The 21,767-nt window shown below is 48.1% G+C and carries 21 protein-coding genes; 7 read left to right on the top strand and 14 right to left on the bottom strand.

Annotated features, from left to right (window positions below):
* Positions 1-49: 49 nt before the first annotated feature.
* Positions 50-2,698 (bottom strand): TonB-dependent receptor, encoded by a 2,649-nt coding sequence (locus IEW88_RS09375; protein ID WP_147903985.1) that lies wholly within the window; start codon positions 2,696-2,698, stop codon positions 50-52.
* A 325-nt stretch (positions 2,699-3,023) separates the two neighbouring features.
* Between IEW88_RS09375 and IEW88_RS09370 the strand changes: the two genes are divergently transcribed.
* Complete coding sequence (locus tag IEW88_RS09370; protein WP_147903984.1) at positions 3,024-5,594, top strand: EAL domain-containing protein; 2,571 nt, start codon at positions 3,024-3,026, stop codon at positions 5,592-5,594.
* On the opposite strand, the gene IEW88_RS09365 is transcribed toward IEW88_RS09370, so the two are convergent.
* The 4 genes from IEW88_RS09365 to IEW88_RS09350 all read right to left on the bottom strand — a co-directional run bounded on the left by IEW88_RS09365 (position 5,563) and on the right by IEW88_RS09350 (position 9,416).
* Complete coding sequence (locus IEW88_RS09365) at positions 5,563-6,873, bottom strand: ABC1 kinase family protein (protein ID WP_147903983.1); 1,311 nt, start codon at positions 6,871-6,873, stop codon at positions 5,563-5,565. The genes IEW88_RS09370 and IEW88_RS09365 overlap by 32 nt on opposite strands.
* 204 nt (positions 6,874-7,077) lie before the next feature.
* The gene (locus IEW88_RS09360) at positions 7,078-7,287 is read right to left on the bottom strand and encodes a cold-shock protein (protein WP_008897616.1); all 210 of its coding nucleotides are present in this window, start codon (positions 7,285-7,287) and stop codon (positions 7,078-7,080) included.
* A gap of 322 nt (positions 7,288-7,609) precedes the next feature.
* Positions 7,610-7,981, bottom strand: coding sequence for a response regulator (locus tag IEW88_RS09355; RefSeq protein ID WP_229670425.1), 372 nt, complete (start codon positions 7,979-7,981; stop codon positions 7,610-7,612).
* Positions 7,982-8,132: 151 nt separating this feature from the next.
* Entirely contained in the window at positions 8,133-9,416 is a 1,284-nt protein-coding gene (locus IEW88_RS09350) for a protein kinase (RefSeq protein WP_147903981.1), read from the bottom strand.
* A gap of 141 nt (positions 9,417-9,557) precedes the next feature.
* Between IEW88_RS09350 and yghU the strand changes: the two genes are divergently transcribed.
* Positions 9,558-10,403 (top strand): glutathione-dependent disulfide-bond oxidoreductase, encoded by an 846-nt coding sequence (yghU, locus tag IEW88_RS09345; protein ID WP_147903980.1) that lies wholly within the window; start codon positions 9,558-9,560, stop codon positions 10,401-10,403.
* Positions 10,404-10,408: 5 nt separating this feature from the next.
* On the opposite strand, the gene IEW88_RS09340 is transcribed toward yghU, so the two are convergent.
* The 4 genes from IEW88_RS09340 to IEW88_RS09325 form a co-directional block, all read right to left on the bottom strand.
* Entirely contained in the window at positions 10,409-11,584 is a 1,176-nt protein-coding gene (locus IEW88_RS09340) for a GNAT family N-acetyltransferase (protein ID WP_229670423.1), read from the bottom strand.
* Complete coding sequence (locus tag IEW88_RS09335; RefSeq protein WP_185148579.1) at positions 11,584-12,936, bottom strand: ribonuclease J; 1,353 nt, start codon at positions 12,934-12,936, stop codon at positions 11,584-11,586. Before IEW88_RS09335 ends, IEW88_RS09340 begins: the two co-directional genes overlap by 1 nt.
* 113 nt (positions 12,937-13,049) lie before the next feature.
* Positions 13,050-13,541 carry an Mpo1 family 2-hydroxy fatty acid dioxygenase gene (locus IEW88_RS09330; RefSeq protein WP_147903979.1) on the bottom strand — a complete coding sequence of 164 codons (492 nt, stop codon included), beginning with the start codon at positions 13,539-13,541 and terminating at the stop codon, positions 13,050-13,052.
* A 79-nt stretch (positions 13,542-13,620) separates the two neighbouring features.
* Complete coding sequence (locus IEW88_RS09325) at positions 13,621-14,310, bottom strand: Crp/Fnr family transcriptional regulator (RefSeq protein WP_147903978.1); 690 nt, start codon at positions 14,308-14,310, stop codon at positions 13,621-13,623.
* Positions 14,311-14,400: 90 nt separating this feature from the next.
* Here IEW88_RS09325 and IEW88_RS09320 point away from each other — a divergent pair, with 90 nt between their 5' ends.
* A complete protein-coding gene (locus IEW88_RS09320) occupies positions 14,401-14,916 on the top strand; it encodes a DUF1569 domain-containing protein (protein ID WP_147903977.1) in 516 nt (171 codons plus the stop codon).
* Positions 14,917-14,926: 10 nt separating this feature from the next.
* On the opposite strand, the gene IEW88_RS09315 is transcribed toward IEW88_RS09320, so the two are convergent.
* Positions 14,927-15,352, bottom strand: a complete 426-nt coding sequence (locus tag IEW88_RS09315) for a winged helix-turn-helix transcriptional regulator (protein ID WP_053424293.1) — start codon at positions 15,350-15,352, stop codon at positions 14,927-14,929.
* 86 nt (positions 15,353-15,438) lie between these two features.
* On the opposite strand from IEW88_RS09315, the gene IEW88_RS09310 reads away from it, so the two are divergent.
* The gene (locus IEW88_RS09310) at positions 15,439-16,293 is read left to right on the top strand and encodes an SDR family oxidoreductase (RefSeq protein ID WP_147903976.1); all 855 of its coding nucleotides are present in this window, start codon (positions 15,439-15,441) and stop codon (positions 16,291-16,293) included.
* 54 nt (positions 16,294-16,347) lie between these two features.
* Here IEW88_RS09310 and IEW88_RS09305 read toward each other — a convergent pair whose 3' ends face one another.
* Positions 16,348-17,736, bottom strand: a complete 1,389-nt coding sequence (locus IEW88_RS09305) for an ADP-ribosylglycohydrolase family protein (protein WP_147903975.1) — start codon at positions 17,734-17,736, stop codon at positions 16,348-16,350.
* A gap of 174 nt (positions 17,737-17,910) precedes the next feature.
* Between IEW88_RS09305 and IEW88_RS09300 the strand changes: the two genes are divergently transcribed.
* On the top strand, positions 17,911-18,888 hold the full coding sequence (locus IEW88_RS09300; protein WP_147903974.1) for a GGDEF domain-containing protein: 978 nt from the start codon (positions 17,911-17,913) through the stop codon (positions 18,886-18,888).
* A gap of 42 nt (positions 18,889-18,930) precedes the next feature.
* Here IEW88_RS09300 and IEW88_RS09295 read toward each other — a convergent pair whose 3' ends face one another.
* Positions 18,931-19,383 carry a DUF4826 family protein gene (locus IEW88_RS09295; RefSeq protein WP_147903973.1) on the bottom strand — a complete coding sequence of 151 codons (453 nt, stop codon included), beginning with the start codon at positions 19,381-19,383 and terminating at the stop codon, positions 18,931-18,933.
* A gap of 105 nt (positions 19,384-19,488) precedes the next feature.
* Here IEW88_RS09295 and IEW88_RS09290 point away from each other — a divergent pair, with 105 nt between their 5' ends.
* Positions 19,489-20,160, top strand: a complete 672-nt coding sequence (locus IEW88_RS09290) for an RluA family pseudouridine synthase (RefSeq protein WP_147903972.1) — start codon at positions 19,489-19,491, stop codon at positions 20,158-20,160.
* A 43-nt stretch (positions 20,161-20,203) separates the two neighbouring features.
* On the opposite strand, the gene IEW88_RS09285 is transcribed toward IEW88_RS09290, so the two are convergent.
* Complete coding sequence (locus IEW88_RS09285) at positions 20,204-20,791, bottom strand: TetR/AcrR family transcriptional regulator (protein ID WP_147903971.1); 588 nt, start codon at positions 20,789-20,791, stop codon at positions 20,204-20,206.
* A gap of 134 nt (positions 20,792-20,925) precedes the next feature.
* Between IEW88_RS09285 and IEW88_RS09280 the strand changes: the two genes are divergently transcribed.
* Positions 20,926-21,318 (top strand): RidA family protein, encoded by a 393-nt coding sequence (locus tag IEW88_RS09280; protein WP_147903970.1) that lies wholly within the window; start codon positions 20,926-20,928, stop codon positions 21,316-21,318.
* Positions 21,319-21,322: 4 nt separating this feature from the next.
* Here IEW88_RS09280 and IEW88_RS09275 read toward each other — a convergent pair whose 3' ends face one another.
* Positions 21,323-21,736: an Rrf2 family transcriptional regulator gene (locus IEW88_RS09275; RefSeq protein ID WP_053424283.1), complete on the bottom strand. Its 414-nt coding sequence runs from the start codon at positions 21,734-21,736 to the stop codon at positions 21,323-21,325.
* Positions 21,737-21,767 lie beyond the last annotated feature (31 nt).

The following is a 21,767-nucleotide window of genomic DNA, read 5'->3' as shown; positions in this document are numbered from 1 at the left end:
AGAAAACCCGGCCCTAAGGCCGGGTTTTATCTGCTGAATAACAGGCTACTTACATGGAGTAAGAGAAACCTAACAGGAAACGACGGCCCCATTCCTGATAACTGGCCGGACGGCTTGGATCGTTATCAAAATAGGTGACAGCTTCTTCATTCGTCAGGTTTTGTGCCTGCAACATCACCTTAAAGGCTTCTGTCACTTCGTATGACAAGCTGGCATCTACAGTACGTTCTGCTTTAGCTCTGGTGATTTCCGTTGGCGTCCAGCTACCAACACGGGTGTTGGCACTACGGTAGTTGTAAGAGACCTTGGCATCAAAACCTGCTTTGTAATACCACAAGGTCAGGTTACCCACATGGCGGGATAAGCCACCTAAAGGCAATGGATTATCTTCCGGCACAAATTCGGTCACATTACTGTCAGTCAGTGAGTAGTTGGCGTAGAAACCTAAACCATCAAATGGCGCAGGTAACATAGTCAGAGCCTGCTGATACATCAGCTCCAAGCCTTTGATTTGACCACCGTCACCGTTAATAGGACCGGTAAAGTCATAGGCAACACCGTCTACTATCATTACATCGGTCGAACTACCGACATGAGTTTTTAAGTCTTTAAAGAAAGTAGACACTGTCATAGCCTGGTCGCTGGACCAGTAATACTCGTAGCCTAAGTCAATTTGATCCGCGACAAATGGATCCAGGGTTGGATTGCCACCTGAACCGGTTTTAACCGGGCTTTGTGAGTCCAGTTGGAAGCCTGTACGCATCTCTACCAAAGGCGGACGTGACAGCGCACGCGACATTCCAAAACGCACCTGAGCTTCTTCGCTGACAGAGAAAACCATATTCAGGGCAGGTAAAATTTCGTCGTAGTCGTGATCAACAGAAATAGGCGAATAAGTACCGTCTTTAAACTGATAACCTGAGGACGTTGAATCTGTTCTGACATAACGCACACCAAAGTTACCTGTGTAGGGTAAGTCACCTAATTCGCCAGCCATCTTCAACATAAAATAAGCGGCAGTGTTGGTTTCACCTACATACCAGCTATTGACTCTGTCCTGATCCGTTTTGGCATGCTGGCTACGATCATCTATGCCACCGAAGGCCTGAGTCATAGTCGAATTCCAGTCTTTAAAGCCATACAGATTTGGCGAGACAAAATCGCCACCCAACTGATAGCTGTAACCATAATCAGTCAGGCCAGTATTGACAGGAGCCTGCCACCAGCTTTGCACATCGTTATCTTTATCGCGGTCGCTGTAACGGCCACCTATCACCAGTGTTTCGAACACACCCCATTCGATGTTACGTTCAAAATCAGCTCTGACACTGACCATTTCGTCGGTTAAATCGCGATCTGTATCAACATTCATCCCTGTGATGCTGTAATAATCAGGGTTACCAATGTCTTCATTAGTTTGAATAGCTAAACGACCACCGGCATTGCTCCAGCTGATATCCAGCGGAGTTGGGCCATTATAAGCCGAAGTAATATTGACCCAACGCGACTCGATACCCGCTTCTGAATAGCCAACATCATAAGTTGAAGTCCAGACATCACCGGTTACAGTGGTTTTTAAACCCGTACTTAACAGGTGGTTTTCCTGAAACCAGGTGGCGTTATTGGCTGAATGCGCGCCCCATAAAATACCGCCACCAGTCAGTTGTTGTGAGCCATCAGGACGGGTCACAATAGTCGGAGTCGTGGCTGAATTGTTGTAACCCCAGTTATTGCTGTCTTGCCAGTTGCCCCAGCCATCAAACCAGAACTGATCTTCACGCTCTTCAATATCAAATTTGGAATAAAACAGATCGTATTTCAGGTTCACTGTCTCTGCAGGCTCCCACTCGAGGATCATCAGACTACCAACGCGTTCGGTGTTGCCGACTTTAGTACCGGCTTTACCGCCCCATGGCGCAGCTTCTTTAATACCGTCGCCGTTTACATCACCTTGATCGGCTTCAACTTTATTGTAGGAGTACGAGGCGGTTTCACGTTGTACTGAGGGTTGATCCTGATAAGTTATACCAAAAACCACACCAAAATTATCAGCCCATTGATCCACATAAGAGAAACTGGCTTTTTCACCTGAACTGTCCGCACCAGGTAAATCATCTCCCATCTGGTAATCCATCAGATGACCGCTGATATTGATCATGCGTTTATCTTTTGCCAAAGGACTGACAAAATTCATATTAACCAGACCGGCGATCCCCCCCTCGAGGTTATTCGCCATCGGGCTTTTATATACTTCCACTGAGTTAATCAGTTCGGCAGGGAATTGCTCGTAACGTACGTCACGGCTAGGCTCAGCACTGACAATTTCACGGCCATTCATGGTGGCAGCGTTTAAACGTGCACCTAAACCACGGATAGAAATACTACTGGCATTACCACGGTCACGCTCTGCCGCTACACCAGGCAAACGGCCCAGAGAGTCAGCGATAGTCACGTCAGGTAACTGACCTAAATCATCGGTAGAGATAATTTCTACCGTTGATTCTGAAAACTTTTTCTGCATTAACGACTTGCTCAGCGTGGCACCAAAACCTTTAACTTCTATGGTTTCAATTTGCTGCTGTGCTTTTTCAGCGTTTTGTTGAGTGCTATTTTCTTCGCTTTGCGCTTGTGCATGCTGCATAGCAAAAATTTGCGTCATAGCTAAAGCTACAACGGTCAATTTGAATTTGCCTGTCATTTCCTACCCCTGTCGGTATCAATTGTTATTTTTGTATGCGCTGGGCTGATTTTTGTACGGGATCAGCAGTGCACAGCGTCTTTATAACACCCAAGGTAAACGTTTACCAAAACTTTTTCTAAAGCAATAGAATAAAAATAATTAAACCATTGAATTTAATATAAATATATTCAGGTAATCGATTTCTCTATCTAGCGCAACCTGACTCCCTAAAAAGAGCACAACGACTGGCTTAAATTCATCACTGTTGTTTCAGATCAAGAGGCAACCTCATCCAAGGCTTTAGCATGTCGGTATATTTTCAGACACAGGAACTGTTCTTGCCATGAATCCGCCATCGAGCATCAGCTTACCCTCTTTGTCTTCTGGCCAGACTGTGGCGCACGTGCTGCAAAAAAACCTGATCTGCTGCGAACCACAGACTTCAGTGCAACAGGCGGCAAGCTTGATGCGACAGCACAATATCAGTTGTATTTTGGTGAAAAAAAATGAACTCATTCTGGGGATCTGGACCGAGTCAGACTGTAAAAAACTGGATCTTTCTGCTCCCTCAGTATTACATCAGCCGGTGTCACAGGTGATGAGCTGTCCCGTACTTTCGGTACCGGATCGCTGCAGTATCAGTGAAGCTGCCGCGTTAATGAAACAAAAAAATATCAGACGCTTACTGGTTACAGACACAATGCATCAGGCTATTGGCATAGTCACACAAACCGATCTGATCCATCAGCAACCGCTGGAGCATTATTTAATGCTGCGTGATATCAGCTCTATTCTGGTGGAGTTGCCGTTATCACTGCAGTCAGAGCTGACTGTGGCACAAGCCGCCATTTTGATGCAGCAAACTCAGCGAGACGCAGCCATAGTCCGGTTTGAACACTCTGGCGCTGATGCGGAATATGGCATAGTGACAGAACGTGATCTGGTGCATTTTGTCGCCACAGAGCGTACCCTTTGTACTTTAGCTGAAGTAGCAACCCGGCCCTTACTGACACTGCCATTGCGCAGTAGTTTGTTACAAGCGGTACGGCTGCTGCGCGAACAAGGGTTTCGCCATTTAGGTGTGACTGATAGCTATGGTCAACCTGTAGGTTTGTTATCCCACAACCATATACTGCTGAATATGGAACATTTGTATATCAGTGAGTTAAAGGCTGCGTTGCAGGCCAGAGACAAGGCGTTACGTACCTCTGAAAGTAGCCTGCGTTTAGCTTACAAAGTGATAGAAGCCTCCCATGATGCGGTGATGATCACCGACGCCAGAGGGATCATCCAGTCGGTCAATCCCAGCTTTTGTAAACTCACTGGCTACAGCGCTGACGAAGCTTTAGGTCAAACCCCCAGCCTGTTGAGTTCAGGTCAACACGATCAACTCTTTTACCAGCAGATGTGGCAAGGACTGCAGCAGCAGGGCTATTGGCAAGGCGAAATTTGGAATAAACGTAAAAATGGTGAAATCTACCCCGAGTGGCTGTCTATCAGCGCGGTGCGTAATGATCAAGGTGCAATTAATCAGTACGCCGCCATTTTCTCCGACATCACAGAGCGTAAAAAACGCGAGCAGAAAATCCACGAACTGGCCTATTTTGACGAACTAACCGGCCTTGCCAACAGACGTTTATTTCAGGACCGACTGGAGCAGGCGCTGGCGAACGCTAAACGTCACCATCACCAATTAGCAGTGCTGTTTCTCGACTTAGACTTATTTAAGCGGATCAACGATACCCTGGGTCATCAGGCGGGCGATGAGGCACTGCGCCAGGTGGCAAAACGATTGCAAAAAGCCAGCAGAGCAGGCGAATCTGTTGCACGCCTCGGCGGCGATGAGTTTACTATGCTGGTGCCTGAATGTGAGGCTAAAGAGGAAATCGTGAAACTGGCACAGCGCATAGTGGCGCAGTTTGAACTGCCTTTTCAAATCCAGCAGAACGAACTGGCATTAACCACTAGTGTTGGTATCAGTATTTATCCGCAGCATGGCCATACCGCCAGCGAACTGCTGAAGTGTGCTGACGCTGCGATGTATCAGGCAAAAGAGTCGGGGCGTAACAATTACAGCATTTATAACTCCAGCCTTGGGCAGCGCCATGATCAGGCCTTGCAACTGGAGCAAGCGCTGCGTAAAGCCTTATCGCAACAGCAGTTGCAAGTGCATTACCAACCCAAAGTTGAGCTGAAAACAGGACAATTACATAGTCTGGAGGCTCTGGTGCGCTGGAAGGATCAGGAATTAGGCCAGGTCGCTCCCGCAGATTTTATTCCCATCGCTGAAACCTTAGGCCTGATCCATCAGTTAGGACAGCAGGTGCTAAGGCAGGTCTGCCATCAGTTACAACAGTGGGGACCGCTTGCAGTGCCTGTGGCAGTAAATATCTCAGCCAAAGAACTGGCGGACCCGCAGTTTCTGTCGCAACTTAAACAAATCCTCGCTGAGTCTGAAGTGGACCCTCAACTGCTGGAGCTGGAAATTACGGAAAGTTGCCTGCTGCCTGAGCGGGCAGCTGAAACTCAGCGTGTGCTGCAAAAACTACGTCAACTTGGTATTCGTCTGGCGATTGACGATTTCGGCACAGGTTACTCTTCCTTGTCTTATTTACGGCATTTACCCATCAACTGCCTGAAAATAGATCGTAGTTTTATCAAAACCTTACCTGACAACACCAATGATCGTCAGATCACCAGCGCCATTATTGCTATGGCCAATGCCATGGGTCTGGACGTGATTGCCGAAGGTGTGGAAAGTCAGGCCCAGCAGGAGTTTTTACTCTCTGCCGGTTGCCAGTTTGGCCAGGGGTATTGGTTCGGTAAAGCCGTGGATCAGAGCAACATCCTGCACTTGCTGCGCCAAGCCAAACAATATCCTATCAGGCAAGGTAAGGTTCTAATAACTGCCTGACATTCACTCTGGCATTCAGCCGGGCAGCCAGTAAATAGAAACCCGCCATCTTCCGATGTAAAAATATGGCGGCTACCGGTGGTGTATGCCAGTAATTCTGCTGTATACTCAAAGCGGTACCAGCCTTACGCACACGCTGTGCCAGATCCGTCTGACCAAAGGCATAAGCCCTGTTCTGCTGCACAGGCTCGGAAATCAGCTGCACCAAGGCCAGAATGGCTTGTTTTTGTCCGGGCAATATATCCTGACTAAAAAAACCAATCTGCCGCATCGCCAGTTCCATCCCCACCCGATCATTCTGCACTGCAGCACTAAGTAACAAACGATAGCCCTGGCTGATCTGCTCCGGATAATCACGACAAGCACCAAAATCCAGCAGCACCAGTTTGGCAGATTCGGGCTGATACAGGTAGTTGGCAAAGTTAGGATCAGTTTGTACCAGCTTAAATTCAAAAATCTCTCTGAATAACAAAGCAAAAAGCTGTGTCATCGCCTGATCACGCACTGCTTGTGGATACTTCTCCAGTGATTCTATAGGTACAGCATCAACAAAACTCATGGTCATCAATTGTGAGGTACAAAGTTCAGGGTAAAGCACAGGCAAAACGAATTGGTCATCACCGGCAAGCAGAGCACGGTAACGCTGCAAATAGGCGGCCTCTTGCACATAATCGGCTTCCTGATGCAACTGCAGCTTGGCTTCCTCAAGCAAAGAGCGATAATCAACACCATCAGGCACCAGACCACTGATTTTCAGCAGCAGAGCTACATTCTCCACATCGCTGTCGATACTCTGTCGAACGCCGGGATACTGCACTTTGACTGCCAGCTTCTGACTGTTGTCGTGGTGTGCCAGATGCACCTGGCCAATAGAAGCCGCCGCCATAGGAGAAAAAGTAAATTGCGAAAAATGTTGTTGCCACTGCTCACCCAGTTCGGTACGCAGCACCAGCGCGAGTTCTTTCGGTAACATAGGATTGGCGTTCGAGCGCAGCCTTGCCAGTATCTCAGCCAGTTCTGCAGGGAGCAGATCTCCGGCATCCATCGACAGTAACTGCCCCACTTTCATCGCAGCTCCACGCAGCTGTGCCAGCTTGTCACTCACCCGCAGCAAATTAGCTGGTGTTAATAGCAAGTCTTTGGCTTTTGGACTTTGTCCCTGCGCTAGCTGTTTCGCACCATTGACCAGCACAGAACCGGCGATACGACCAGCCAAAGAGGCCAATCCGCCTAAACGAGCCAAAGGCTGGCGGGGTAATTTAGTAGATTTGTTGTTCATAAAAATCCGACAGAACAGGCAATGTAGTTGCTATACGTAGTCAGACTGGAATTGGCCCAGCTGTGCTGAGCGCCCCGAACTCTTTGTCGCCCTGCCGCCGAATCACGGCCATAAAAAAAGGCAGCTGCGATGCAGTTGCCTTTTTTCTGTTGTGACCCGTGAAATCAGATTAAATCTGCTAACCCAGGTGACTGTAATTAAAAATTACAGAACAACGATTTTCTCAGCCTGTGGGCCTTTTTGACCTTGTGTTACAGTGAACTGTACACGTTGGCCTTCTTGCAGAGTTTTGAAACCCGTGCTTGAAATTTCGCTGAAGTGAGCGAAAACGTCTGGACCTGAAGCCTGTTCGATGAAACCGAAACCTTTAGTCTCGTTGAACCATTTTACTGTGCCGGTAGTTGTATTAGACATGGTATGTACCTGTATTTAATAAATTTTAATTTGCCTGGTATCAGGCGGTGGTGCTGAAAGAGAGTTTTAACTTATGAATACAGGACGTACTAAAACAACAGTAACAATCATTGTGGTGCATAAATAATGAACAGACTAACAAAGCAAGGCCAGTGTATAGGTTTTCAGAGCAGTGTCAAAGCTTATTTCACTAAGTTATTAAAATAAGCTCTTTTATATATCCAAGTAATTGGAATTACAGCAGGACGACAAGCGAGCAAAACCCCTGCGACATAGTAACCCCACGTGACTGAGCGAGCAGCGCTGTCAACAAAGCAGAGCCTCAAATACAGAGGGACGAACCTTCAATATCGCTGACAAATTGTTGTATCACATCAGGTTTTGCAGGTTTTCGGTAATAATGAATATTGTCACTAATCGCCTGGTCTTCGACATAATTCATAATGTTAGAGGTTAACAAGCCAATAAAACATTGCTGATCCCGCTCTCGGATCCAACGAGCCAGCTCCAGACCATTGCGGCCAGGCAAATTATAATCCAGCGCATAAACATCAAAAGCTTGCTTTTCAATCAACGCCATGGCCTGTTCAGCACTTTCTGCAAGGGTACAAACCCAATCAGCTCTGAACGTCTGAACATAACCTCTGGTTAATACCAAACACACCTGACTGTCGTCTACTATCAATAACTTCAAAGACATAAGCCTGTCTCAACCTCTTCCTTGTGACGAAAACAGAAAAAACCTACTGCCTTTTACTGTAGTAATAACTGCTCTAAAACTCCAGCGCTGCGGCTGTAAGATTTATCTTACCAGTGCCCTCTACGTATCAATCTTTCCTATCAGATCAGAGGCTCATCAAGGATTGTAACTCGTCAAAATCCGGTCTGTTACCTGGCTCTGACTGCATACAACACTGCAGTATGGCTGCATAGTGTTTTTCAAAGACTGCAGCTTCATGGGCCGATAACAAACTCTGCATGTCCAGCAGCCAATAAGCAAAAGCTCTGACTTCAAGCTTACAAAACAACTGCTGTTGTTGCTGTGGTAAATCGTTTAACGCTGTAGCTGCTCCAAAGTCGCCCAGATACAGTTGCTGCCCGGCATTGACCAGCATATTGTGGGCATACAAGTCGCCATGGCAGATCCGCTTTTGATGCAAATGGGCCATGACCCGGACAACCTGTTCCGCCAGCTGTTTGAGCTGCACCAAAGTTAAGCTCTGGCCTTGCGTAAAGGTATCGCGGGTACAAGTATCAAACGAAGGAGGTTGGCCAAGTACGGAAAAAGACGCTGGCACCAACTCCATCACTAAACCGGGCAAATCGCAGTCTTTTAACCTGGCTTTGACGGCGATCAGATTTGGATGTTCACCCGCATTAAGGTAGTTATTCATCTCATCTTGTGGGCAACCATCACTGGTGACCCAGCCTTTAAATTGTTTTAACGCCACCGGTTCTGCATCCTGCTCAAAACGCGCCTGATAAATCACACCGGATGCGCCCTCGCCAAGTTTTTGCAACAACTGATAATCCGACAAGCGATGAGCGGTAATAGCTTGAGCTTCTGGCACAGGACAAGCGGGATTAGCACCCAACGCCAGCCAGGCTAATTTGGGCAATGCAAATAACCAATCCGGGAAAGATTCAAAGCTATTCAACGATAAGCGCAATAAGCCCAAATCACGGCATTGCTGCATCGAATCAGGTAACGCTGACAGCCGATTACCCGCCAGCGCCACTTTACGCAGTTTGGTGTAACGGCCAAAATCTTTTGGTAATTCAGTCAGCTGATTGTCGGTTAATATCAGCCACTCCAGCTGCTGCGGCAAAGAAGCTTCAGCAAACTGACTGAGCTGATTGCCTTTAAAACTTACCATAACCAAAGCCGGGCAATGGCTTAATACCGCGGGGATATGGCGGAAGTTATTTGAGGTTAAAAAAAGCCGTTTTAGTTTTTTAAAGCGGTGTAAATCTGCGGGTAAATCCGACAACTGATTGCCGGACAGGTCCAGAATTTCCAGACTATCGGTAAACCTATATAGCTCAGCAGGGAATTCAGTCAGGCCATCAGAGAGATTTATACGACTCAGTGGTGCTGTGTGTTGCGCTAAAGTTGCGAGGCTGAACATAAGATCCCTGTCTGCTGAAAAAGCCGGATTGTACAGTGCTGAATGCAATTCGGCAAAAGGCTCTGGCTACACCTTGAGATCTGCCCATACAAAACCAATATCAATCAAAGCCTTTATGCATCCAACACAACCGGAGAAGCTATGAGCACTACCTATACCCCGCCTAAAGTCTGGAGCTGGGACAGCCAAAACGGCGGCGCATTTTCCAGTATCAACAGACCCATCTCAGGCGCCACCCAGGATAAAGATTTGCCAGTAGGCCAACATGATTTGCAGCTGTATTCGATGGCGACACCAAACGGAGTCAAAGTCACGTTGCTGCTGGAAGAGCTGCTGCAAGCCGGACATAAAAAGGCAGATTACGATGCCTGGTTAATCAGCATTCGTGATGGCGATCAATTTGGCAGTGGTTTTGTCGGAGTCAACCCGAACAGTAAAATTCCGGCTTTGTTTGATCGCAGCACAGGTATCCGGTTATTTGAGTCAGGTTCTATTTTATTGTATCTGGCTGAAAAGTTTGGTGACTTCCTGCCAAAAGAGCTGGCGAAACGCACTGAAGTGCTGAACTGGTTATTCTGGCAAATGGGCAGCGCACCTTTTGTCGGTGGCGGTTTTGGTCACTTTTATGCCTATGCACCGGAAAAGTACGAATACCCTATTAACCGTTATGCAATGGAGACCAAACGTCAGTTAGACGTGCTGGACAAGCAACTGGCTCAGCATAGCTTTATTGCTGGCGATGACTACAGTATTGCCGATATGGCGATTTGGCCCTGGTATGGCGCTTTAGTTTTAGGCCGTTTATACAATGCCGCTGAGTTTCTGGATGTGCAAAGTTATACACACCTGCAGCGCTGGGCGAAACAAATTGATGCCCGCCCCGCGGCACAACGCGCAGTGAAGGTGAACCGCAACTGGGGTGAAGCGCATGAGCAGCTACCGGAACGCCATAGCGCTGCAGATTTTGACAAAATCCCTAAGGCTTAGCAGCCTCAGCGTTCATCAACCCGGTTGGCAAAAGGCAGACTGAGTTCTGCCTCTTGCCGATACTGCTCCAGCGCCTTTTGCTCTTGCAGGCAATAACGGGCTATCGCTTCATTCAAGGCTTTATGCTGTGCTTTTTCAGTAAACTGATAAAAACCGTGCCTTAGCACAGGCGCAAAACCGCGTTGTAACTTATGCTCGCCCTGAGCACCAGCATCAAAAAACTGCAGTCCCTGTTTGATGCAATACTCTATACCACTGTAATAACAACATTCAAAATGCAGAAAGTTAAAGTCTTCAGCACAACCCCAATAACGACCATACAAGCTAGTTTCTGACTGGAAACACAAAGAAGCCGCCAGCATTTTTTCATCGGCAAAAGCGGCAAAAACGACTATTCGCTTTGCCATAGTCTGGCCCCACAGCCTGAAAGTTTCAGCTGTTAAATAACCATTATGACGGGAACGTTTTTGATAGGTATCACAATAAAATCCGTAAAACTGCTGCCAGAAGGCGAAATCCAAATCAGCACCACTTAAAGTTTTAAGCACAACGCCCTGCTCTGCAACCGTCGCCCTTTCCTTGCGGATTTGTTTACGTTTACGTGCAGTCAGTACCGCAAGAAAGTCATTAAAACTCTGGAAGCCCTGATTGGACCATAAAAACTGCACATCAAAACGTTCAACAAAACCAGCGTCACGAAACGCCTGCTGATCATCAGGTTCAGCATAGAGGCACTGCAGATGGCTCAAAGGCAACAGCTGATTGAGCTGGCCGACACCTTGCTGTAGCCACTGTAGCAATTGCGCTTTATCCATACCTGCGGCCAACCCCAGACGTGGTCCTTCAGCGGGCGTAAAAGGGATGGCCAGCAATAACTTGGGGTAATACTCCAAACCATAGTTTTGATAAGCTTCGGCAAAAGACCAGTCAAACAGGTATTCGCCATAAGAATGCAATTTGAGATAAGCAGGCACAGCGGCAATCAGTTGATCCTCTTGCCAGAGGACAAAATGCCGCACCAGCCAGCCGGTTTGCCGGCCAGAACTGCTGCCTACACTACCGCCTGACTCGAGCGCCTGTAAAAACTCATGACGGGTAAAAGGGTAGTCAGCAGGGAATAAGGCATTCCAGTCCGCTGCTTTGACTTTACTAATAGAATCAAGCCACTGCAGCTGCATCATCAGGACCTGACCAGCGCAATACGGCCAGTGTTGACCACTTGTTTGTAGATCCGAGGCTGTGGCGACAGCACGTACAAATCACCATTTAAGCCAGTCAGTTGAACAGGCACCTGGCTTTGTCGTGCCACATCGGCGTTAGCCGCTATATGCGCAGCTTCGCCATGCACAGGCACCGCAATCTGAGGTTTGACCCAACTGTACAATAATTCCAGCTCGCCGCGACAGGGATGCCCTGACACGTGAATGGGTAATTCTGTGTTGTGGCTTTGTAAGGTTTGAATGTCACGTTGCTGAAATTGCTGCACCAGCTTTTCGATAAAAGCTTCATTGCCCGGAATGATAATGGAGCTGAAGATGACTAAATCGCCGCTGTCTAATGACAGCTCACGCTGCATATCAGCGGCTAAGCGGCTCAACGTGGCTTTAGGCTCGCCCTGACTGCCGGTCGCGACCACTAACACTTCAGCTTTGGGTAAATAACCTAAATCATTGGCGTCGATCAGATGAATATCCTCTGGCCAGTGCCCTGTTGCACGGGCAGCGCCGACCATATTTTGTAAAGAGCGGCCAAGCAACGCCATATAACGGCCGGTTTTATTTGCCACCCGGCCAAGTGCAATTAAACGCCCGACGTTGCTACTAAAACCAGTCACCACCACCCTGCCCTGCGCCTCTGCGATCACCTGCAATAAGGCCTGATAACAGTCGTTTTCCGACACAGAAAAGCCTTCACGCAGTGCATTGGTCGAGTCACAGACCATGGCTGTGACATTTTCCAGTGCCAAACGCTGAAACACCCGGGGTTTAAAAGCCTTGCCTGTCATAGGTGTTGCATCTATTTTCCAGTCGGCGGTGTGAAACACCGAACCTGCGTCAGTGCGAATCATCAGGCAATGCGGCTCTGGAATAGAGTGGGTAATAGCGAGAAACTGTACTGCAAAAGGGCCAATATGTTTGGTGTCGCCGGTTTTCACTTCAATGATAGGAACTTTATCTAAAAGTCCGACTTCAGCGAGCTTACGGCGCAGAATTTCAGCCGTAAAAGCAGTGGCATAAACAGGGCATTTAAAACGAGGCCAAAGCGCAGGCAGAGCACCTACATGATCTTCATGGGCATGGGTGATGACAATGCCAGAGAGATTCTCTGGCTGGCGGGCAATAAAAGCCGGATCGGCAGCCACTACATCGGCTTTTTGCAAGCTGTCAGGCTGCAGTGGACTATTAAAAGTCACACCACAATCCACCATTAACCACCGACCTGCATGACCATATAAATTCAGATTCATGCCAATTTCGCCTGTGCCACCCAAAGGTAAAAACCACAAATCAGCGCGGCCCGGTATTAAATCCACAATCACAACTTCCTGTGCTTTTCAAACCACTGTTCACAATACGGCTAGTGTAAGCCGATTGGCCCAGCCAGCCTAGTAATAAAGCAGCCTAGCAATAAAGCTAGCTTAGAAACTTAATGCACAGGTCCGGCGCTTTGATCAATTTGCTGTTGCAGTGATTTAGCAAAACCCAGCAAAAACAGCACTTCGGCCATCACAAACAAAGGCCCTATCAACAAGCCCACCAGATCGTCAACAAAAGCTGGTTTTTTGCCTTCAAAATAATGCCCGATAAATTGCAGCACCCAACCGAACACAAAAACTGCAATTGAGGAACCTAACCAGGCAGAGCTACTTTCCAACCCCACCAATTGCAGCGCCAGTGCATAACAACTTACGCTAAACACCAGCATCACCAGACCCATACTCAAACTTAGACGAAAATAAAATAGCAAAGAGCCCGCCAGCAGCAGATGAGTGGCTGTGATTCCAGCGGTGATTTCAAAGGACAATAAGCTAAATAACGCAATCACAATCAGTGGAATACCGGCAAAGTGGGTGTAAATATTGCGCTGGTCCCTGTGGTAATGGGCGTACTGAATTAAATGTTCTGCTAAGGTTTTCATAGGGTTCTCCTGATTGAAAAAACCACTTTAAAGGAGAACTCTATAGCAGCTCTGTCGGCTAACTGACAATCAGCCCGCTTTAATTTAAAGCTATTTCGGCTGCTTGTTTTAACAAGTTCAAATCCAGCACCTCAATTTGAGCATAACTGGTGCGGATCACCCCGCTTGCGGCCAGCTGCTGCAGCAACTGGTTAATAGTCTGGCGTGATAGCGACAGTAACTGACCCAGCTGTTCCTGCTGCACCGGGATCAGATAACGTTCATCTTGCTGATGCAAACGGCATAACATCAGTAAACGCCGGGCCAAACGCACTGAAACGGGCAATAAACTCATATCTTCCAGCGCCTGGAATACTAAACGCATTTTTTCTGTCAGTAACTGGCCAAAGCGTTGCCACCACAGCGGGTCTTGTTGTACTAATTGCTGCAAAGCTGAATTATTCAAATGCAGCAACCGACAAGCTACGCTGGCGGTAGCGTCATGAGTACGGGCTTTGCGGTCAAACAAGGCAATTTCACCTATCCAGTCCCCCGCCTCCACTATAGTCAGCAAAGCCTCGCGGCCTGAACTATGCACACCTGCAATCAGCAAAGCGCCGGATAACAGTACATAGATGCCATCAAACTCATCACCGCGGCTGAATAAACGTTGCCCCGTATCCAGTTGTATTGTTTTAGCCTGAGCTAAAAGTTGCAGCTGCAGAGATTCTGGCAGCGCTGCAAACCAAAGACTTTGTTGTCGCAGCAGCAGAGCAAAAGAGTCGGACATAGATAAACCTGAGTCAATCAAACTGTGCACAAGTTAGGAGATCCGGATAAAATCAGCAAGTGCAGCATGCAGGCCTGAACAGGAACACAGATGAACAGAAGACAATTTTTCATAGCAGGTGCAGGTATTACTTTAGCTGCAGCGGCTGGACTGGAGCTTGGTAGCAGAGGTTTTGCAGCCCACTGGGATAGCTTGATAGCGCAACTCAAATCACTGCAGCATCAGGAACTGACCAGCAGTGGCAACTGGAACCCAAGCCAGATTTTTCAACATTTGACGCAAAGTGTTCAGGGCTCTTTTGTCGGCTATCCTGAACACAAAGCGGCCTGGTTTACCCACAGTGTGGGACCTGTTGCCTTAAAAGCTTTTAAAGCAGCAGGCGCTATGCATCATCCGCTGGATGAAGTCATTCCAGGTATGCCGCAGCTGGATGCAACCCTGCCAGCACAGCAGGCATTGCAACACCTGTTACAGGCCTTAGAACAATTTAGCCAGAGCAGCAACCTCAGGCCACATTTTGCCTACGGAGTGCTTGATCATCAGGATTATCAGGCCGCTCATGTGATGCATATTCGTCAGCATTTGCAGCAAATTCAATCCGCTTAACGAAAAAAATTCAGAGCTGCGGCGCTTTATCCTGTAGCGCCCTTTTGTGCTGCATGATGCGATACAAATTCTGGTTGATCCAATCCGTCATTGCCTCGACCTGTTTCGCTATTTCGTTGCCCATTGGTGTCAGACTGTATTCCACATGAGGGGGAACCACAGGAAATGATTTTCGGGCTACAAAACCATCTTGCTCAAGAGCTTGCAGCGTCTGCGCCAGCATTTTTTCACTCACGCCTCCTATTTTTCGTCTCAGTTCACTGAATCTGTGCGTCCCGGCCAGCAAAGCAACCAGCACCAGTACAGCCCAGCGACTGGTCACTGTTTGCAACACCTGACGGGAAGGACAATCTGGTGAAAACACCATGCCAGGCCGTTCTAATAAAGACGCCAGCCCTGGCGCTGAGAGAGCTTGCTCATTTTCTATTGCGGACATCTGACACTTACCTTTTTGTGCGTACTTACTAAAAGAAATTATGGTTGATAGTATGCGCAACGAACTTAACTCACAAGGTAAATATCATGATTGCAATTACAGGAGCGAATGGTCAACTTGGTCGTCTTGTGATTCAGCAACTGCTGAACACAGTGCCCGCCTCTCAAATCATTGCAGCAGTGCGTCACCCAGAAAATGCACAGGATTTAGCTACTTTAGGTGTAAAGCTACGCCAGGCTGACTATGACCAACCCAGTAGTCTGTTGAGCGCTTTTCAGGGCGTTGAGAAAGTGTTGCTGATCTCATCCAGCGAAGTCGGCTGGCGTGTACCTCAACATAAAGCCGTCATAGAAGCAGCCAAACAAGCAGGTGTAAAACTACTGGCCTACACCAGCCTGTTGCATGCCGACCGCTCGACTCTGGCTTTGGCTGGTGAACATCTGGCGACTGAACAGTTATTGGCGGATTCCGGCTTGCCTTACACTCTGCTACGTAACGGTTGGTATACCGAAAACTACCTGGCTTCCATTCCGACCGCGCTAAAATATGGCGCATTAGCAGGTTGCGCGAAAGAAGGTCGTATTGCCTCAGCAAGCAGAGCTGACTATGCAGCTGCAGCTGCCGCAGTGTTAACCAAAGAAGATCAGGCCGGGTTAGTGTATGAACTGGCAGGCGACGAAGCTTATAGTCTGACTGAGCTGGCAGCCGAAATTAGTCTGCAATCCGGAACAACAGTGGTCTATCAGGATATGGCAGAAGCTGACTATTACACCATGTTACAACAGGCTGGTTTGCCTGATGGTTTGGCCCATATTCTGGCAGACTCAGATACAGCGGCGTCAAAAGGCGATTTGTTTGATCAAAGCCGTCAATTAAGCCAACTGACAGGCAAAGCGACCCTTTCGTTAAAAGCAGCAGTAGCACAAGCGCTAAAAAGCTGAAACGACTCTCTCTAAAAAGACAGTCTGTCGCTCAGACTGTCTGTTTTATTGCCGTTACAAAGGACTGACAGTTGGCGCAACAAAAGCCGGAATATGCCAACACTCTGCCGTAAACGGAGCTTTTACAGCCATTTGCTGCTGCACCACCTGATCCACTATGGCTGTTGCCTTCATGGCCATATTCCCGAAGCTATCTATGCCCTTATTGGTAAAACCTTTGCGGGTGCGATGAATATTAAATGTATCGGAGAAGCTGCGGCCAAAGGCTTGTTCCACGCCAGTTTTACCCAAAACAAAACCATAGAGACCACCCCAGGTAGCCGCCGGGTTATCCGAATCCCAACCGGCCAACACAGCTATTTTTATCGTCTCCTGCATATCGCCTTCACCATAAAATAAGCTGACCAAACTGGCGGCAAAGTTTATACCAGCGGCAAAACAGCCATTGCAATACAACTTTTTGCCGGTGATTTCATAACCGTCTTTCTGCTCTACCTGATAGCGCTGATACAGCTTATCCCTCGCCTCTTCCCAAGGAATGCCGGACTGATACAAAGACCAGACATAATCGAACATCTTGGCCGGATATTGATTGGATGGCAGTTCAGCGCGAGCTTGCTTTGCGATCAGCAGCAACTGCGGCTGTATAGCTTTGGCTGGGTCCACGCCAGCGGCCAGCGCATGCATCACCACGTAAAAATTGGCGATATCGGCCGCTTCGCCATAAGCAGTAGTGCGGATAGGTAAATAGGCCAGTTTGGAAGCTATATCAGCCCGGAATGGCGCCAGAATACCAAAGAGCTCAGTGGTCAGCTGGGCATCAATCATATCGTAATGCGGGTTATAAGCTGGCATACCGGTAAAAGGCGGCAAAATATCTTGCTGCATTAAATCAAACGCTTGCTGATTCGATACCCACAAAAAGTTTTCTGGTTTGCCTTCAGCCGTTTTAAAGGGCGTTTCTGAATCTTTATAAATATGCGCCAGCCAGCCATCGCGGATTTGTTCTGCGCTTAGCAGTGGCTTTTTGCTGTCATGCATCAGCTGCAGATAGATATATTCAATATCGCTGTCATCATCCGAGCCCCAGACTTCATCTTTATCCGCCAGCACCCAATCGATAGTGGCTGATAAATTACTTGGAATACCCTGGCCCCAGATACTGGGCTGATCTTTTGTTTGCCAGTCTTTGCGGGTATAAAACTGCCCTGCAGGCCCATCGCCGCCAATTTTGTCCATCTCAGTCACCAGCCCTGTCCAGTTGGCGATGCTCAGACCAAGCCAAAACCCCTGTACTTTGTTGGCATAGAGTTTTTTATCCAGTCGATGCGTTCCTGCAGCTGCTACCTGACAAGATGAGGCGGATTGTTGCTGTGCAACTGCGGTGGATACTATGCCAACAGCAGCAAACAACAGGCCAACCACAAAACCCTTTGCACTCATTCTTCCCCCTAATGAAAGCACTTACAAAGCACAGTTATCCGATGCCTGTTCCCCGATGTCAAGTCTAAGCAGTGCTGAGGGAGTGGAGCGAACAAAATTTCATCCCGAAATCTCAACAGGCTCTATAGTTAAATCAATAGCTTATTTTATTTTGTCAGACAGGTCGTGCGTCCGATGCCCAAAGCAACACAGAGCAACCAAGAGAACAAGTCCAGTCTGGTGATGGCTGCGCAGGGAGATCAGAACCTGCAGGACATCATCCAACTGGCCTGCTATATCTGTGATTCTCCCGTGGCTATGGTGACCAGAGTAGATGACACCGAATTAAACTTTATTGCCAAAGTAGGTGTTTCGGCCTCCTCTGTTGCCCGTAAAGACTCGTTTTGTGTGTATGCCATGGAAGACCCGGCTACGGTGATGGTGGTGCCAGACGCAAGATTGGATCATAGATTTAGCGCCAATCCGATGGTACTCGCCGAATCTGGCTATAGATTTTATGCCGGTTCCCCTCTGATCAGTCTTACAGGCGAAGTGATAGGCACTATTTGTGTTTTTGATTATGTACCTAAACAACTGAACCAAAAGCAAATAAGTTCTTTACAGGCCTTATCCAGACAAGTCATAGCTATGCTCGAGCTGAAACAGATGAGCGAGCAACTGCACACCATCAGTATGACGGATGCGCTGACGGGCATAAACAACAGAAGGGCTTTTGACCAGAAGTTTGAAGCTGAATTTGCCCGTTGGCAAAGAACGGGCCAGTGCTTTGTGCTGGCCTTGATTGACATTGATCACTTTAAAAGTTTTAACGACAGTTTTGGTCATGCCGAAGGGGATCAGGCACTGAGCCAGGTAGCCCGTTTATTTCAGCAGCATTGCAGGAACTATGACTTTTTCGCCCGTTATGGTGGTGAAGAATTTGTGCTAATCCTGCCAGGTACTGACAGTGCGTCGGCTTACAAAACACTGGAAAAGCTCAGGCTGATAGTGGCCAATCATCACTGGTCATTACGTCAGTTAACAGTCAGCATAGGTGTAGCCAGCGCAGACTTGTTTAACGACAAACACAAACTACTCGAAGCAGCAGACAAGATGTTATACCAAGCCAAAGCTTTGGGGCGAAACAGATGTTGTATTTTGTCCACCATCTGAATAACTAAGCCCCGAAGCAAGGCAAGACAGGAAGCGGCTTTGTTAGTCCTGCTCCCACATCTCATCATCACCGGCCCAAAGTTTTAGTAACTCTGCCTGCCGCACTAACTGTGCAGCTTTCTGGGCCAAATCCCCACTGACTAGCGGGCTGCCAGTCCAGGCTGTGCCTTTCGCTGCAGCTGCCGCCAAGGCAGCCCATTTTTTAGCAAAAGCAGCTAAAGCTTCACGGGGTTCAGCACAATCTTCGGCGCTTAAAAAATCAAAAGCTACAGGCTGCGGCTGCACTCCTGTGGTATCACCAGCCAACACCCAATGCCCGACAAAACCCGGATCAGTCGGATCTTCTACTGCCCACAAACCTACATAAGGTGCGGCATACCATTCAGGCCAATCACAAATCACACCATGCGGAATATTTTGTGTTTTTACATAAGCTTCAATAGCGGCAAACTGTGCATCACACCAGGCCCAGTCTTCTGCTTCATCCAAATCCATATAACAGCCCTTGCTGGCTAAAAAAATGCTATTTTCGCCAAGTTAAAGCAAGGCAGCAAGCTTTGATTTCAAGTACACTCTGCGCCAGATTTAGCTGGGATAGCCATGATGACAGTGATAGATACCTTTGTTGCCCCTGCCTGTCATCAGTCGATTGAAACGCTGTATCAGGACGACCATCTTTTGCTGATTAATAAACCTAGTGGTTTATTAAGTTTGTCCGGCAAAAACCCGCTGAATCTGGATTCTGTGCACTATCGGTTAGCTCAGATGTATCCACAAATTACCTTAATACACCGACTCGATCTGGGGACTTCAGGCATTATGCTACTGGCTTTGGATAAAGCTACTAATGCTTTGTTAACTAAGCAGTTTCAAGCCCGTACTGTGATTAAACGCTACCAAAGCATAGTGGCAGGTCATGTAGAACAAGATAGCGGCATCATCGAAGCGCCTATCAGCAAAGACAAAGCCTTGTTTCCGCGCTTAAAAGTCTGTTTTACACAAGGGCAAAAAGCAAGCAGCCATTTTCAGGTGCTGGAACGCCTCAGCAATCCAGAGCGAACCCGGCTGTTATTGACGCCAGAAACGGGCCGCACTCATCAGCTACGGATCCACTGTCAATACCTCGGACACCCTATACTGGGCTGTGATTTATATGGCAGCCTTGATACACAGGCTATGGCGCCACGACTGTTGTTGCATGCGTCAGAACTGGAGTTTGCTCATCCGATAACAGGGCAGCGTATGACGATCAGCTGCCCTTGCCCCTTTTAATTCCATTCAGACTGCCCGAGCTACAGCAAGCGACCTTACTTCGTCAGCCTTTCACCAAAAACCCCGAAGCGAGCAAATTAAATGCCTCCAGTGTTTTTGGCAGCATTGCCTGGGGATTAGCGCTGGACGCCAGCCAAAGCGCAGCGTTTAAAGCGGCGCCGTTTAGCAACATAGCGGCAGCCTCTGGATCCACAGCTTTTACTATGCCATTTGCCATAAGCTGCTCCAAAGTCGCTTTGGTCGACTGCAGGCAGCGATTCTGACTCGGCCATTGAGATGGATCGCCAAGCACAGCAGGGCCGTCCAGTAACACAATTCGCTGCACTTCAGGGTCCAGCGCCTTTTCAATATAAGCAGCCCCCTCAGCCAACAGGGCTTGCCATGCATTCCCAGCTTTAGCGCCAACAGACTTGGCATAGTCCGCCATTTCAGAATCAATCTGATCGACAACAGCCGCAAGCAACCCTCTTTTGTCGCCAAAATTATGGTACAGCGCGCCCCGGGTTAAACCTGCTTCCGCTGTTAAGTTATCCATAGAAGCGGCGGCATAACCTTGCTGCGCAAATGCCTTGCGGGCCGCGGCGATCAGCTTCTCCCGGTTTTCAGCCATTTTTGTTAATCGGATACTCATTCGATACTCCTTTCACATACGCCATGTATGCCACTTGACATACGAAGCGTATGCGAGATATTCTACATACGCCTCGTATGTTAAACCAATTCAACATACGGGACCATTCAAACCTTTGACAAGAGAGCACTACCATGACCAAAAGAGAAGCTATTTTTCCAGCCAACAGACATACACTTTACGAAGAGCATGGTTATTCAGCAGCTATCCGCTCAGGCGATTTGTTGTTTGTATCTGGTCAGGTCGGAAGTCGCGAAGACGGCAGCCCGGAAGCAGATTTTGAACGTCAGGTAGAGTTAGCCTTTGACAATCTTAAAGCCACTCTCGCAGCTGCTGGTTGTGACTTTGACAATATAGTCGACGTTACGACTTTTCATACCGATCCAGAACAGCAATTCGGCACCATTATGAAAGTGAAACAACAGATCTTTGGGACTCCACCTTATCCAAACTGGACTGCTGTCGGAGTGAACTGGTTGGCTGGCTTTGATTTTGAGATTAAAGTGATAGCCCGTATTCCTGAGTAAAGGCCTAAGGGCTTTGTTCTGGCCGCAACTGATCCAGTGTCACCTCGCCAAAACGCTGGATCAATAAAGCTTCAGCCTGCTGCATGCTATCGGCCAGCGCCTTATTCACTTTCTGCTCAATTTTACAGTCCGGATGCTGAGATCGGCTGCCGATAGCAAATAAGCCTGGCCGACCCAGTGCATTGTAGATATCAGCAAGACTGATCTGTTCCAGAGGGCGGGCTAAGCTCCAGCCTCCGCCGTGACCTTTACCAGACATCACATAACCTGCCTCTCTCAAGCCTGCCATAGTGCGACGAAACACGGCTGGATTAGTCCCCATGTTCTGCGCTAACACCTCTGAAGTTACAGGCTCTGTTGCATGCTCAAGATGCAATAAAACATGCAGCACGTCAGACAAACGTGTGTCTTTATTCATTATTTAGGTCCTTCATTCCGTCATCTATCAG

The organism is Rheinheimera tangshanensis, assembly GCF_014645135.1.
GTDB classification, from domain to species: Bacteria; Pseudomonadota; Gammaproteobacteria; order Enterobacterales; family Alteromonadaceae; genus Pararheinheimera; species Pararheinheimera tangshanensis.
Note: the sequence above shows the minus strand (reverse complement) of the source record. Positions and strands in the feature narration are given on the sequence as shown.